The sequence below is a fragment of the Blastococcus sp. TF02A-30 genome, from assembly GCF_003319185.1.
Lineage (GTDB): Bacteria > Actinomycetota > Actinomycetes > Mycobacteriales > Geodermatophilaceae > Blastococcus.
Map to the genome: position 1 here is coordinate 53704 of NZ_QOHJ01000003.1, position 14139 is coordinate 67842.

General features: G+C 73.0%; 16 protein-coding genes. 4 read left to right on the top strand and 12 right to left on the bottom strand.

What is annotated here, in order from left to right:
- Positions 1–37: 37 nt before the first annotated feature.
- The 5 genes from DQ241_RS07310 to DQ241_RS07330 all read right to left on the bottom strand — a co-directional run bounded on the left by DQ241_RS07310 (position 38) and on the right by DQ241_RS07330 (position 3649).
- Positions 38–781 carry an MBL fold metallo-hydrolase gene (locus DQ241_RS07310; protein ID WP_113829538.1) on the bottom strand — a complete coding sequence of 248 codons (744 nt, stop codon included), beginning with the start codon at positions 779–781 and terminating at the stop codon, positions 38–40.
- A complete protein-coding gene (gene murI, locus DQ241_RS07315; RefSeq protein ID WP_113829539.1) occupies positions 778–1602 on the bottom strand; it encodes a glutamate racemase in 825 nt (274 codons plus the stop codon). The genes DQ241_RS07310 and murI overlap by 4 nt, the downstream gene beginning before the upstream one ends.
- Before the next feature lie 156 nt (positions 1603–1758).
- Entirely contained in the window at positions 1759–2709 is a 951-nt protein-coding gene (locus tag DQ241_RS07320; RefSeq protein WP_113829540.1) for a PLP-dependent cysteine synthase family protein, read from the bottom strand.
- Between the two features lie 51 nt (positions 2710–2760).
- Complete coding sequence (locus DQ241_RS07325; protein ID WP_113829541.1) at positions 2761–3039, bottom strand: MoaD/ThiS family protein; 279 nt, start codon at positions 3037–3039, stop codon at positions 2761–2763.
- Between the two features lie 124 nt (positions 3040–3163).
- Positions 3164–3649 (bottom strand): Mov34/MPN/PAD-1 family protein, encoded by a 486-nt coding sequence (locus DQ241_RS07330; RefSeq protein WP_113829542.1) that lies wholly within the window; start codon positions 3647–3649, stop codon positions 3164–3166.
- 81 nt (positions 3650–3730) lie between these two features.
- On the opposite strand from DQ241_RS07330, the gene DQ241_RS07335 reads away from it, so the two are divergent.
- Positions 3731–4084, top strand: a complete 354-nt coding sequence (locus DQ241_RS07335; protein ID WP_113829543.1) for a hypothetical protein — start codon at positions 3731–3733, stop codon at positions 4082–4084.
- Here the strand turns inward: DQ241_RS07335 and DQ241_RS07340 are convergent.
- Together DQ241_RS07340 and clpS are read right to left on the bottom strand one after the other, a co-directional pair.
- Positions 4023–4520, bottom strand: a complete 498-nt coding sequence (locus DQ241_RS07340) for a DUF2017 family protein (protein WP_113829544.1) — start codon at positions 4518–4520, stop codon at positions 4023–4025. The genes DQ241_RS07335 and DQ241_RS07340 overlap by 62 nt on opposite strands.
- Positions 4517–4813, bottom strand: a complete 297-nt coding sequence (gene clpS, locus DQ241_RS07345; protein ID WP_113829545.1) for an ATP-dependent Clp protease adapter ClpS — start codon at positions 4811–4813, stop codon at positions 4517–4519. The genes DQ241_RS07340 and clpS overlap by 4 nt, the downstream gene beginning before the upstream one ends.
- A 60-nt stretch (positions 4814–4873) precedes the next feature.
- Here clpS and DQ241_RS07350 point away from each other — a divergent pair, with 60 nt between their 5' ends.
- Positions 4874–6178 carry a nicotinate phosphoribosyltransferase gene (locus DQ241_RS07350; RefSeq protein ID WP_113829546.1) on the top strand — a complete coding sequence of 435 codons (1305 nt, stop codon included), beginning with the start codon at positions 4874–4876 and terminating at the stop codon, positions 6176–6178.
- Between the two features lie 13 nt (positions 6179–6191).
- Positions 6192–6764, top strand: coding sequence for an isochorismatase family protein (locus tag DQ241_RS07355; RefSeq protein ID WP_113829547.1), 573 nt, complete (start codon positions 6192–6194; stop codon positions 6762–6764).
- A 57-nt stretch (positions 6765–6821) separates the two neighbouring features.
- Here DQ241_RS07355 and serB read toward each other — a convergent pair whose 3' ends face one another.
- From serB to DQ241_RS07375, 4 genes are all read right to left on the bottom strand, one after another.
- Positions 6822–8096 (bottom strand): phosphoserine phosphatase SerB, encoded by a 1275-nt coding sequence (gene serB / locus DQ241_RS07360; RefSeq protein ID WP_113829548.1) that lies wholly within the window; start codon positions 8094–8096, stop codon positions 6822–6824.
- Between the two features lie 90 nt (positions 8097–8186).
- A complete protein-coding gene (ctaD, locus tag DQ241_RS07365; protein WP_233492288.1) occupies positions 8187–9944 on the bottom strand; it encodes a cytochrome c oxidase subunit I in 1758 nt (585 codons plus the stop codon).
- A gap of 10 nt (positions 9945–9954) precedes the next feature.
- Positions 9955–10824: a putative RNA methyltransferase gene (locus tag DQ241_RS07370; RefSeq protein WP_113829931.1), complete on the bottom strand. Its 870-nt coding sequence runs from the start codon at positions 10822–10824 to the stop codon at positions 9955–9957.
- 38 nt (positions 10825–10862) lie between these two features.
- On the bottom strand, positions 10863–11372 hold the full coding sequence (locus tag DQ241_RS07375) for a metallophosphoesterase (RefSeq protein ID WP_113829550.1): 510 nt from the start codon (positions 11370–11372) through the stop codon (positions 10863–10865).
- A gap of 80 nt (positions 11373–11452) precedes the next feature.
- Between DQ241_RS07375 and DQ241_RS07380 the strand changes: the two genes are divergently transcribed.
- A complete protein-coding gene (locus tag DQ241_RS07380) occupies positions 11453–13051 on the top strand; it encodes an MFS transporter (RefSeq protein WP_113829551.1) in 1599 nt (532 codons plus the stop codon).
- Between the two features lie 58 nt (positions 13052–13109).
- Here the strand turns inward: DQ241_RS07380 and DQ241_RS07385 are convergent, their stop codons facing one another.
- Positions 13110–14069 (bottom strand): cytochrome c oxidase assembly protein, encoded by a 960-nt coding sequence (locus DQ241_RS07385; RefSeq protein ID WP_113829552.1) that lies wholly within the window; start codon positions 14067–14069, stop codon positions 13110–13112.
- Positions 14070–14139 lie beyond the last annotated feature (70 nt).

The following is a 14139-nucleotide window of genomic DNA, read 5'->3' on the forward strand; positions in this document are numbered from 1 at the left end:
CCGGGCCGCGCGGCCGCGCACAACAGCAGCGCGCCGGCTACACCTGGTAGGTGGCCCCGCAGCTCACCAGCTCGGTCTCCGCGAAGGCCTCGCTGGCCGCGGCGAGCTGGCCGATGCGGTCGACCCACGGCGGCACGTGGGTGAGCAGCAGCCGGCCGACCGCGGCCGCGGCGGCGTGCTCGCCCGCCTGCCGGCCGGTCAGGTGCAGGCCCGGCGGCTGGTCCGGGTCGGAGTCGGGGTGGGCGGCCTCGGCCAGGAAGAGGTCGGCGCCGCGGGCCAGCTCCACGACGCGGTCGCAGGGGCCGGTGTCGCCGGTGTAGACCAGCGAGCGCCCGCCGGCGGTGAGCCGGATCGCGTAGGTCTCGATCGGGTGGGCGGTGCGGGCCAGCTCCACCTCGAACGGCCCGATGGTGAGCGCGCCGGGCCCGACCGGCACGAAGTCGAAGACGTCGGTGAGCGCGTCGCCGTCGACGTCGTAGGCGACCGCCAGCCGCCGCTCGGCACCCACCGGCGCGTACAGCGGCACCACCGTGCCGGTCGAGCGGCCCGAGTACCGGTGCCACACGACGAACGGCGCGACGTCGAGGCAGTGGTCGGCGTGCAGGTGGGACAGGAAGACGGCGTCCACGCTGCCCGGGTCGACCACCCGCTGCAGCGCGCCGAACGAGCCGTTGCCCAGGTCCAGGACCAGGCGGTAGCCGTCGTGCTCCACCAGGTAGCAGGAGGCCGGCGAGTCCGGTCCGGGGCCGCTGCCGCAGCAGCCGACGACGGTGAGCTTCACGCGGCGCCCACCACCTGCGCGCGCACCACCGAGCCGATCTCGGGCCCCAGGAACCGGCGCCCCAGCCGCGCGAACGGCTCCGGGTCGCCGGTGGCGAGGAAGGCGTGCTGCGGGGCGGGGCCGTCCTCGTCGCGCAGCAGGTCGGCGTCGGTCAGCACCCGGTAGACGTCCTTCGCGGTCTCCTCGGCGCTGGAGACGAGCGTGACGCCGTCGCCCATGACCAGCGAGATCACGCCGGTGAGCAGCGGGTAGTGGGTGCAGCCGAGGATCACGGTGTCGACGCCGGCGGCCTGCAGCGGGTCGAGGTAGGACTGCGCCAGCCCGATCAGCTGGCGGCCCGAGGTGATCCCGCGCTCCACGAAGTCGACGAAGCTGGGGCAGGCGGAGCTGGTGACCGAGACCTGCGGTGCCGCGGCGAACGTGTCCTCGTACGAGCCGCTGGTGACCGTGGCCTGCGTGCCGATGACGCCGACCCGGCCGTTGCGCGTGGCGGAGATCGCCCGCCGCACCGCCGGGACGATCACCTCGACGACCGGGACGTCGTACCGCTCGCGGGCGTCGCGCAGGGACGCGGAGCTGGCCGCGTTGCAGGCGATGACCAGCATCTTCACGCCGGAGTCGACCAGGTCGTCCATGACTGCGAGGGCGTGCCGGCGGACCTCGGCGATCGGCAGCGGGCCGTAGGGGCTGTGCGCGGTGTCGCCGATGTAGCGGATCGCCTCGTGCGGCAGCTGGTCGAGAACCGCGCGGGCAACGGTGAGCCCGCCGACCCCCGAGTCGAAGATGCCGATCGGCGCGTCGGCTCCTGGCTGCGTCCCCATGTCGCCGGTCAGGCTAACCGCAGGGACCGACAGCTGCCCGGACGAGGCGGGGTGACGGTCGTCGCGGGGCGGCGGTGATCACCTCCGGCGCACCGGGGCCTCGGCTGACGACCAGGCCCCGGTGGACCCGTGGTGATCACCGGTCGGGCGGCGTCGCTAGGCCCAGAGCTGGCCCTCCAGCGCGGAGGTCGCCTCCTCCAGCGTGCCGGCGTAGGCGCCGGTGGACAGGTACTTCCAGCCGCCGTCGCAGACGATGAAGCAGATGTCGGCCCTGCGGCCGGCCGCCACCTCCTTGTCGGCGATGCCCAGGGCGGCGTGCAGGATCGCGCCGGTCGAGATGCCGGCGAAGATGCCCTCGCGCTCCACGAGCTGGCGGGTGCGGTGGACGGCGTCGTCCGGGCCGACGGAGAACCGCGAGTCGAGCAGCTCCGGGTCGTAGAGCTCGGGGATGAAGCCCTCGTCGATGTTGCGCAGCCCGTAGACCAGCTCGCCGTAGCGCGGCTCCGCGGCGATGATCTGGACGCCGGGCTTGTGCTCGCGGAAGTAGCGCGAGCAGCCCATGAGCGTGCCGGTCGTCCCGAGGCCGGCGACGAAGTGCGTGATCGACGGCAGGTCGGCCAGGATCTCCGGCGCCGTGCCCTCGTAGTGCGCCTGCGCGTTGGCCGGGTTGCCGTACTGGTAGAGCATCACCCAGTCGTCGTGCTCGGCGGCCAGGCCCTTGGCGACGGCGACGGCCTGGTTCGACCCGCCGGCGGCCGGCGAGCTGATGATCTGCGCGCCGTACATCTCCAGCAGCTGCCGGCGCTCCACCGAGGTGTTCTCCGGCATGACGCAGATCAGCTTGTAGCCGCGCTGGCGGGCCACCATCGCCAGCGAGATGCCGGTGTTGCCGCTGGTCGGCTCCAGGATGGTCGACCCCGGGCGGAGCAGGCCCTCCTTCTCCGCCGACTCGATCATCTTGATCGCCGCGCGGTCCTTGATCGAGCCCGTCGGGTTGTGGTCCTCCAGCTTGGCCCACAGCCGGACGTCAGGCGTCGGCGACAGGTTCGGCAGCCCCACGAGCGGGGTGCCGCCGAGCGAGTCGACGAGGGAGGCGAAACGGGCCATGGGGGAGCTCTTCCGGGACGGGGACGACGAGGAGGCGAGCGGGGCGACCGCTCAGCAGCCGCCGGCGACCGCGGGCAGGATGGTCACCGAGTCGCCGTCCTTGACCTGGGTGTCGAGGGCGCCGGTGAAGCGCACGTCCTCGTCGTTGACGTAGACGTTGACGAAGCGGTGCAGCTTGCCCTCCTCGGTCACGAGGCGGTTCTTCAGACCGGAGTGCTGGGCGTCCAGGTCGTCGATGAGCGCGGCCAGGGTGTCCCCGCTGCCCTCGACGGTCTTGTTGCCGCCGGTGTGGGTGCGCAGGATGGTCGGGATCCGGACCTCGATGGCCATGGCGTGCGGTTCTCCTCGGGATGCGATGACGTGGGGAGGCTGCGCGGAGCGCAGCGGTCGTGCGTCTGCAGGGCTCAACGCCCCGGCGCGACCGCAGCATTCCGCGGCCGCGCGGCGTCACCCGTCAGTCGTAGACGACGGTGGTCGGGGTGTGGCCGAACAGGTAGGACTCGACGACCTCGACGTCCTCCTCGCTCACCTGCCCGTCCACGATGCGGAAGCTCCGGAACTCGACCTCGTCGCCGACCAGGCCGGTCTGCTTCTCGTGGTGCCGCGTGGACACCAGCACGTAGTGGGTGCGCGGATCGGCCGCCGGGCCGGAGGCGTAGCCGATGTCGGTGCGCGACGGGTACGCCTCGGTGGCGGTGTGCGAGTGGTAGACGACGACCGGCCACTCGTCGCGGTCGTCCATCTCCCGGTACAGCCGCAGCAGGTCGCCGGAGTCGAACTCGTAGAACGTCGGCGAGCGCGCGGCGTTGAGCATCGGGACGAAGCGCTCGGGGCGCTCGGTCCCCTCGGGACCGGCGACGACGCCGCAGGCCTCGTCCGGGTGGTCTTCCCGGGCGTGGGCCACGATGGCGTCGTAGGTCGCGCGGTCGATGCGCAGCACGGACCCATCGTAGGCGGCCCCCCGTCGAGTGCCGGGGTCCGGTCCCCACCGGACCGGCCGCTACCGATACGGTCGGTACCCGTGTGGGACGACGTGCTGCTGATCGCCGGTGTCGTCCTGCTCGCCCTGCCGGCCCTCGCCCTGGGCTTCCGCGGCCTCTTCCGCCACCGGGGCTACAACGCCGAGGTGCCCGGCGACCGCAGCACCGTCGTCGTCATCGTGACCCTCCGGCTGGTCAACCTCGTGCTCGTCCTGGCGCTGTCGGCGATCGTCCTGGTCTCGTGCGTGGGCGCGCTGGTCAAGGACGTCGACCTGCACGGCATGGTCTACGTGTTCTTCGTCCTCGACCTGCTGCTCGCGGCGCTGGCGCTGCTCACCTACGGCCGGCCCGACCGGCGACGAGCGCGTCGACGAGCGACCCCTGCAGCGCGGTGAGCCAGTAGTAGACGGCCAGCTGCTGGTCGGTCTCGTCGACGATCTCCTCCGGCGGCTCGCTGTCCTCGGTGATGTCCAGCCGGGTGCCCAGGGCCAGGCGCAGGTCGTTCGACGTGCGCAGCCACGCCCCGGCCTGCTCGACGTCCAGCCGCACCTCTCCCCCGCCCCGGGGCAGGGAGGCGCGCACGGTGGCCAGGTCGTCGGCCTTGCCGGCCCGGAGGCTCGACTCGGTCAGCTCCCGGTAGTCGGCCGCCAGCTCGGGGTCGGAGCGGTGCCCGTCGGGCAGCAGCCGGGCGATCACCGGGTCGCCCCCGACGTCGTCGGCGTCGGCGTCCAGCAGCTGCTCCAGCTGGTCGAGCAGCAGCCCGACGATGCCGGCCTCGGCCGGTTCCAGCCGGGCGACGAGCTCGGCGCCCTTGGCGCGGAACGGCTTCACGAGTCGCGCTGGTAGCTGGCCCACAGCCCGTAGGCGTGCAGCCGGCTGGTGTCGTGCTCCATGCGCTCGCGCGGACCCGAGCTCACGATCGCCTTGCCCTCCTCGTGCACCTGCAGCATCAACGTCGTGGCGGTCGGCTCGTCGTAGCCGAACAGCTCCTGCAGCACGAAGGTCACGTAGGTCATCAGGTTGACCGGGTCGTTCCACACGATGGTGACCCACGGCCGGTCGACATCCGCGTGCTCGTCGGTCGTGGTGTCCGGGGTGCGTTCAGGCGCGAGCGGTCCGGCCACGTCCTCCACCTTAGGACGCCGGGGAGCCGGAGCGCGCGCCGCCGCCTACGCTTCCCGATCATGGTGGACACCGGGCTGACTCCCCCGCCGGCACCCGCGCTCTTCACCGACCGGTACGAGCTGACCATGGTCGCCGCGGCCCTGGCCGACGGCACCGCCGAGCGCGACTGCGTGTTCGAGGTCTTCGCCCGCCGGCTGCCGCACGGCCGCCGTTACGGCGTGCTGGCCGGCACCGGCCGGCTGCTGGAGGCGCTGCCGCACTTCCGGTTCGGGGACGACGAGCTCGCCGCGCTGCGCGACCAGGGCCTGACCGACGACCGGCTGCTCGACTGGCTGGCCGGCTTCCGGTTCACCGGCGACATCGACGGCTACGCCGAGGGCGACCTGTACTTCCCCGGCTCCCCGGTGCTCACCGTCCGGGCGCCGTTCGCGGAGGGCGTGCTGCTGGAGACGCTCGCGCTGTCGGTGCTCAACCACGACAGCGCGATCGCCTCGGCGGCGGCCCGCATGATCACCGCGGCGTGCGAGCGGCCCTGCATCGAGATGGGGTCGCGCCGGACGCACGAGGAGGCCGCCGTCGCCGCCGCCCGTGCGGCGCACATGGTGGGCTTCGCCTCCAGCTCCAACCTGGAGGCCGGCCGGCGCTACGGCGTCCCCACCACCGGCACCAGCGCGCACGCGTTCACGCTGCTGCACGACGACGAACGATCGGCGTTCGAGGCGCAGGTGGCTGCCCTGGGCAAGGGGACGACGCTGCTCGTGGACACCTACGACGTGGAGCAGGGCATCCGGACGGCGGTGGAGGTGGCCGGACCCGAGCTGGGCGGCATCCGGCTGGACTCCGGCGACCTGCCCACGCTGGCCACCCGCGCCCGCGAGCTGCTGAACGAGCTCGGTGCCACGGACACCCGGATCATCGTGACCAGCGACCTGGACGAGTACGCGATCGCCGGCCTCGCCGCCGCGCCGGTCGACGGCTACGGCGTGGGCACCTCGCTGGTCACCGGCTCGGGCGCGCCCACCGTGGGCATGGTCTACAAGCTGGTCGAGCGCGACGGCGTCCCGGTGGCGAAGAAGTCGGAGGGCAAGCGCTCCGTGGGCGGCCGCAAGCACGCGGTGCGGCGGCACGACGCCGACGGCATCGCGACCGCCGAGCTGGTCACCGCCGAGCCGGTGCTCGACCGGGACGGCGACCGCGACCTCGTCGTGCCGCTGGTCCGGGGCGGCGAGATCTGCGAGCCGCTCTCCCCCGCCGAGGCGCTGCACCGCGCCCGCGAGCACCACCGGGAGGCACGGGCCGCCCTCCCGCCCGAGGCGCTGGCGCTGTCCCGCGGCGAGCCCGTCCTCGAGACCACCACCGCCTAGGAGAGGAGCCGCCATGCCCCGCGCCCTGATCGTCGTCGACGTGCAGAACGACTTCTGCGAGGGCGGCAGCCTGGCCGTCGCCGGGGGCGCCGCCGTCGCCGCGGCCGTCACCGAGCACGTCCGGACGGCCGGCGACCGGTACGCGCACGTCGTCGCCACCCGCGACCACCACGTCGACCCGGGGCACCACTTCGCCGAGCAGCCGGACTTCGTGGAGACCTGGCCGGCGCACTGCGTCGTCGGCACCGGCGGCGTCGAGCTGCACCCCGCGCTGGACCGCGAGCCGATCGAGGCGGTGTTCGACAAGGGTGAGTACGCCGCCGCCTACTCCGGCTTCGAGGGCGCGGCCGGGGGCGTGCCGCTGGCCGACTGGCTGCGCCAGCGCGGCGTGGACGCCGTCGACGTCGTCGGGATCGCCACCGACCACTGCGTGCGGGCGACCGCCCTGGATGCGGTGGGCAACGGGTTCGCCACCCGCGTCCTGCTGCCGCTCACCGCGGGCGTCGCCGAGGCCACCACCGAGGCCGCGCTGGAGCAGCTGCGCACCGCCGGCGTCCAGCTCGAGGGCTCCGTCCACCACCCCTGACCGGCTTTCGGTACCGAGAGCTCACCGGCCGAACCAGCCAGCTGTCGGCACGAGGCGCTACACCGCGTCGAGCACCTCGTCGCGGGTGAAGCCGAGGACCTGGAGCACGGCGTCCAGGTAGGGCTGGTTGAGCGCCGTGTGCGCCTGCTCGCGCACGAACGGCTTGGCGTTGAAGGCGATGCCCAGGCCGGCGGTGTTGAGCATGTCGAGGTCGTTGGCGCCGTCGCCGACGGCCACGGTCTGCTCCAGCGGGATCCCGTACTGCTCGGCGAACCGGGCCAGGGCCCGCGCCTTGCCGGGGCGGTCGACGATCTCGCCGACCAGCCCGCCGGTGAGCCGGCCGTCGACCACCTCGAGGGTGTTGGCGGCGGCGAAGTCGAGCCCGAGGGTCTCCGCCAGGGGGTCGGTGATCTGGGTGAACCCGCCGCTGACGATCCCGCAGCGGAACCCGAGTCGCTGGAGCGTGCGGATCAGCGTGCGCGCACCGGGGGTGAGCACCAGGTGCTCGCGCACCTCGTCGAGCACCTCGACCGGTAGCCCGGCCAGGACGGCGACCCGCTTGCGCAGCGACTCGGCGAAGTCCAGCTCGCCGTTCATGGCCGCCGCGGTGATCCGGGCGACCTCGGCGGCCCGTCCCGCCCGCGCCGCGAGCTCGTCGATGACCTCGCCGCGCACCAGCGTCGAGTCGACGTCCAGCACGATCAGCCGCTTGCTGCGCCGCGCCAGGCCGACCTGCTCGACCGCGATGTCGGCCCCGGTCGCCGCCGCGACGGCGCCCAGCTCGGTGCGCAGCGCCGTCGCCTCGGCACCGGAGACGGTCAGCTCGAAGCTGGTCACCGGGTAGTCCGACAGCCGCCGGATGGCGTCGATGTTGCCGCCGACGGCGGCGATCCCCCGCGCGGCGCCCGCGACCGCCTCGGGCGGGACGGGGCGGCCGAGCAGGATCACGTGGTGCGGCCGGCCCACCGGCGCCGGCGCCCGCTCCACCGGGGTGGCCGACTCCACCTCCACCCGCAGCCCGACGTCGGCGGCCACCTGGCCCGCCAGCCGGCCGAGGTGGGCCAGCAGCACGTCGTCGCCGACGGCCGTTCCGCCGGGCCCGGGCAGCGCCCCCACGACGACACCGAGCACCAGCTGGCCGTGCACGACGACCTGCTCCACGTCGAGGACCTCGAACGCCGGGGCGCCCTCGGACGGGTCGGACAGCGCCGCGAAGAGGCGGGCGGTGACGCCGGGCCGGTCCGCGCCGCTCACGGTCAGCAGCGCCCGGGCGGTCACGTCCCCGGGCGCCTCGAGGTTCTCGGGGGTTCGGGGCGTCGGGTCCAGCGGCACCCCGCCATCGTGCCGTACCCCCGGCGCGCGAACGGGAGAGGCCCAGGACCACCAGGTCCTGGGCCTCTCCTGTTCAGCGGTCGCTGACGATCACGTGGGGTCGGGGTCGTTCGGCCCCTGCCGGCGACCCGCGGTGGCGCCGATCTCGCTGACGCCGCCGTAGGGCTCGTGCCGCTTGCCGGCGTGGGCCTCGGCCTGGAGCCGGTCGACCAGGTGCGGGTAGTGCGCCTCGAACGCCGGGCGCTCCGAGCGGATCCGCGGGATCTCGACGAAGTTGTGCCGCGGCGGCGGCGACGACGTCGCCCACTCCAGCGAGTTGCCGTGGCCCCACGGGTCGTCGCGCAGGGCGAGCTTCCCGTACTTCCACGACCGGACCACGTTGTAGACGAACGGGATCACCGAGGCGCCCAGCACGAAGCTGAAGATCGTCGAGATCATGTTCAGCGTGGTGAAGGTGTCGGTCGGCAGGTAGTCCACGTAGCGGCGCGGCATGCCCTCGTTGCCCAGCCAGTGCTGGATGAGGAAGGTGCCGTGGAAGCCGATGAAGGTCAGCCAGAACTGCAGCTTGCCCAGCCGCTCGTCCATCATCCGGCCGCACATCTTCGGGAACCAGAAGTAGATGCCGGCGTAGGCGGCGAACACGACCGTGCCGAACACGACGTAGTGGAAGTGCGCGACGACGAAGTAGGAGTCGTGCACGTGGAAGTCCAGCGGCGGGCTGGCCAGCAGCACACCGGTCAGACCACCGAGGAGGAAGGTGACCATGAAGCCGATCGAGAACAGCATCGGCGTCTCGAAGGTCATCTGGCCGCGCCACATGGTGCCGATCCAGTTGAAGAACTTCAGACCGGTCGGGACGGCGATCAGGTACGTCAGGAAGGCGAAGAAGGGCAGCAACACCGCGCCGGTGGCGAACATGTGGTGCGCCCAGACGGCCAGCGACAGGAAGCCGATGGCCAGGGTGGCGGCCACCATGCCCTTGTAGCCGAACAGCGGCTTGCGGGCGAAGACCGGGATGATCTCGGTGACGATGCCGAAGAACGGCAGCGCGATGATGTAGACCTCGGGGTGCCCGAAGAACCAGAACAGGTGCTGCCACAGCATCGGCCCGCCGTTCTCCGGCGAGTAGATGAGCGAGCCCAGGTTGCGGTCGGCCATCAGCGCGAACAGCGCGGCGGTCAGGATCGGGAAGGCCAGCAGGATCAGGATGCTGGTCACCAGGGTGTTCCAGGTGAAGATCGGCATCCGGAACATGGTCATGCCCGGCGCGCGCAGGCAGACGATCGTGGCGATGAAGTTGACGCCACCGAGGATCGTGCCGAGGCCGCTGACCGCCAGGCCGCCGATCCACAGGTTGCCGCCGACGCCCGGCGTGTTCACCACGTTCGACAGCGGCGTGTAGGCCGTCCAGCCGAAGTCGGGCGCGCCACCCGGGGTGAGCATGCTCGACATCACGATCAGGCTGCCGAAGAGGAACAGCCAGAACGAGAAGGCGTTCAGCCGCGGGAACGCGACGTCGGGCGCACCGATCTGCAGCGGCATGATCAGGTTCGAGAACGCGAAGAACAGCGGCGTCGCGAACATCAGCAGCATCAGCGTGCCGTGCATCGTGAACAGCTGGTTGTACTGCTCCGGCGACAGGAACTGCAGCCCCGGACGGGCGAGCTCGCTGCGCATGAGGAGCGCCATCAGACCGCCCACCATGAAGAAGGCGAACGAGGTCGTCAGGTACATCAGGCCGATGGTCTTGTGGTCGGTGGTGCGCAGCAGATTGCTCAGCCGCGACCCCTTCTCCACCACGTGGGCCGGGCTCGGCCGGCTCACGATGGGCGCCGGTGCAATCGTCACGACTGGCAGCTTAGACGGGCCCTCCGGCGCCGCCCCTCCGGGACGTGCCGGGCGCGCCGGGAGCCGCGCGGTAGCGGGCCACATCCACCGCGACCGTGACCGGGACCACGTCCGGGAGGACGGCGATCCGCCCGCGCAGCTCCTCCGCGGTGACGTGCCGGGCGTGCGGCCCCATCCCCACGAGCGTGGCCACGGCGGCGTGGTCCAGCCGCAGCTCCTCGCGGTGCACCCCCGAGGCGACCGGCTCCAGGTGCGGCTCCAGCGAGGCGGCGAGCCGGTCGGCCTTGTCCGGGTCGACCCGCAGCAGGCCGAGCGGCCCGACCAGCTCCGCGAGGTGCTCGGCGGCCGGCGTCACCACCACCAGCTCCCCCGCCGGGGCGAGCACGCGGGCGATCTCGGGGCCGTTGCGCGGCGCGAAGACGACGAGCACCCGGTCCACCGCGCCGTCGCGGACCGGCAGCCGTGCCCAGGTGTCGGCCACGACCGCCGCCGCGCGCGGGTGCGCCCGCGCCGCCCGCCGCGCGGCGTAGGGCGAGGAGTCCAGCACGACCCCGGCGGCCCCCGGCAGCCGGTCGAGCACCGCGGCGAGGTGGTGGCCGGTGCCGCCACCCAGGTCCAGGACCGACGTCGGCGCGGCTCCCCCGCCCGCGACGACGGCCCCGGCCAGGGCCGCGCTGATCCCGGCGTAGTGACCGGCCGCCAGGAACTCCACCCGGTCGGCCACCATCCCCGCCGAGTCGCCCGACGGTGCCCGGTGGCCCGGCGGCAGCAGGGTCACGTGCCCCTGCCGGGCACGGTCGAACGAGTGCCCGACCGGGCAGCGCAGGGCGGCCCCGCCGTCGACCGCCGCGAGGGGTTCGGCGCACACCGGGCACGCCATCAGCGCCACCGCGGCGGGCGGTAGCGGGGGCCGGGCGCTCACGTGCGCGGCGGGACGGCGTGGAAGGTGACCTCGCGCAGCTGCCCCGCGTCGGCGACGGCGGTGAGGAAGGTGCCGTGCGGTTGCCTGCGGCGGTCGGTCGGCGAGCCGGGGTTGAGCAGCCGCAAGCCGCCGTCGGCGGTCGTGTCCCACGGGATGTGGCTGTGCCCGAACACCAGGACGTCGACGTCCGGGAAGCGGGCCGCGCAGCGCGCCTCGCGCCCCTTGGCGTCGCCGGTCTCGTGCACGACGGCGAACCGGATGCCCTCGATCTCCGCCCGGGCGACCTCCGGCAGCCGTTCGCGCAGCGCGCCGTGGTCGTTGTTCCCGTGCACCGCGAGCAGCCGCCGGGAGCGGCGCTCGAACTCGTCGAGGAGGGCGACGTCGACCCAGTCGCCGGCGTGCACGACGACATCGGCTCGTTCGATCAGGTGCCACAGGGAATGAGGCAGCTCACGGGCCCGCTTGGGGACGTGCGTGTCCGAGGTGAACACCACCGAAACGGGCACGACGCCATCGTCGCAGGCCGCTACTTTCTGCACCGGCCGACGACGTCCACACCCCTTCCCCGCAGACCGATGAGGACTCCGTGACCGACCCGACCCCGACCTCCGCCGCCCACGGCGCGCCGGCTCCCGCCGAGGAGCCCTACGAGCGCCGCTGGCTGGCGCTCGGCATCATCGCGATGACCGTCCTGCTGGTGATCCTCGACGCGACGATCGTCAACATCGCGCTCCCCGCGGTCACCGAGGACCTGGGCATCAGCTCGGCCTCCCAGCAGTGGATCGTCACCGCGTACACCCTGACCTTCGGCGGCTTCCTGCTCCTCGGTGGCCGCATCGCCGACTTCTGGGGCCGGAAGCGCACCTACCTGGTCGGCGCCGCCGGCTTCGCCGTCGCCTCGGCGCTGGGCGGCCTCGCGCAGAACGAGGCCATGCTCTTCGGTGCCCGCGCCCTGCAGGGCGTCTTCGGCGCGCTCCTCGCGCCGGCCTCGCTCGCCCTGCTCACCGTGCTGTTCACCGACCCGAAGGAGCGGGCCAAGGCCTTCGGCGTCTACGGCGCCATCGCCGGCGGTGGCTCGGCGGTCGGCCTGCTGCTCGGCGGCGTGCTGACCGAGTACGCCGACTGGCGCTGGTGCTTCTGGGTGAACCTGCCGGTGGCGCTCCTGGCCATCGTGCTGGCCATCCCGTTCGTCCCGGAGAGCAAGGCCCCCGGTGACACGAGGTACGACATCCCCGGCGCCGTCCTGATCACGCTGGGCCTGGCGTCGATCGTCTACGGCTTCACCCGGGTCGCCGAGGCGTCGCAGACCAACGCCGCCGAGGCCGCAGCGGCCAACGCGCGCGCCGCGGCGGAGGGCTCCCCCACCCTGATCAGCCCGGACAGCGGCTGGAGCGACGGCCCGGCATGGCTGTTCATCGTCGCCGGGCTGGTGCTGGTGGCGCTGTTCGTGCTGGTCGAGCTGCGCACCCGCAACCCGCTGCTGCCCATGCGGATCGTCCTCGACCGCAACCGCGGCGGCGCGTACCTGACCTCCACCCTGGTCGGGGCAGGCCTCATCGGCGCGTTCTTCTTCCTCAGCCTGTACTTCCAGCAGGTGCTGGAGTACGAGCCGGTCGTCGCCGGCCTCGCCTCCCTGCCGACCACCCTCGGCGTCTTCATCTCCGCGGGCGCCGCCAGCGCCCTCGTCCCGCGCATCGGTCCGAAGCCGCTGATGGTGCTCGGCGGGGTGCTCGCCGCGGCGGGGCTGTTCACGCTGTCGTTCGTCGGGCTGGACACGGGCTTCTGGCAGGTGCCGTTCCCGGGGCAGCTGCTGCTGGGCCTCGGCCTCGGCTTCACCTTCGTGCCGCTGTCGAACCTGGCCCTGGTCGGCGCGGGCGTGCACGACGCCGGTGCGGCCAGCGCCATGCTCAACGCCACCCAGCAGGTGGGCGCCTCCGTCGGGACCGCCGTCCTGGCCTCGCTGTCGGTGGCCGCGATCAGCACCTACACCGCCGACGCGCTGACCTCCGGCGCCGACCCGCAGGACCCGACCGTCGGGCTGACGGCGCAGGTGGAGGGCTACACGACCGCCTTCACGTGGGCCTCGGTCCTGCTGGTGGCCGGCGCCCTGGTCTCGGCCTTCCTGATCAAGGCGACCAAGGAGGACCTGCCCGCCGAGGGCGACGCCGTCGTCCACGTCGGGTAAGGGCAGCAGGCTCGCGGCCCGCATCCCCTCGGGGGTGCGGGCCGCGGTCGTTCCGGCGTCAGGCGCCGCGGTCGGCCATCGCCCGGAGCCGGGCGTTGTAGGCGTTCAGCTCGGCGTCGCCGGTGCGGTCGGCCGCCCGGTCCAGCGCGCGGGCCCGGCGCTCGTCGGACCCGGCCCACGAGACGACGACCACGATGAGGACCAGCACCGTCGGCAGCTCACCGAAGGACCAGGCGATCCCGCCGGCGACGGTCTGGTCGCCGATCGGGTCGACGCCCCAGCTCTCCGGCGGGTTCGCGAAGGTGTCCACGAGCAGGGTGCTGGCGATCATCACCGCCACGCCGAAGAAGGCGTGGAACGGCACCGGGATGACCAGCTCGAGGATCCGGGCCAGGTGACCGTGGTTCCGGGGCCAGGGGTCCTGGGCCATGATCGGCCCGAAGAACAGCAGCCCGGTGACCACGAAGTGCGCCAGCATGAACTGGTGACCGGCCGGGTTGCCCATCAGCCAGTCGAACAGCGGCGTGAAGTAGATGCCGTAGAGGCTGGCGATGAACAGCGGCACGGTGAACATCGGTGAGGACACGAACCGGCCGAACCGGCTGTGCAGCGCTCCGAGCAGCAGCGCCCGCGGGGTGCCCGCCGTCCCCTTGCCCCGGGGCAGGACGCGCAGCGCCAGGGTCACCGGGGCGCCGAGGAGCAGCAGCAGCGGCGTGATCATCGCCAGCACCATGTGCTGGACCATGTGCAGGCTGAACAGCACCATGCTGTAGCCGTTGAGCCAGGTGCCGGTGACGGCGAAGAGGGACAGCGTGCCGACGATCCAGGACGCCGTCCGCCACCACGGCCAGGTGACGCCGGTGCGGCGGAGCAGGACGACGGCGACCAGGTAGCCGACCAGACCGACGAGGCTCAGGACGGCGAGCACCGACCAGCCGTCGAGGTGCGGGAGGAAGACCCGCCCCCACGTGGGCGGCTCGTCGGGCACCCACATGCCCGAGTGGTGACCGTGGTCCACCGAACGCCTCCGATCCGCGCTGTTCCGTCGGCGTCCACTGTCCCACCCCCTGGAGGGGTCGGAACGGGGC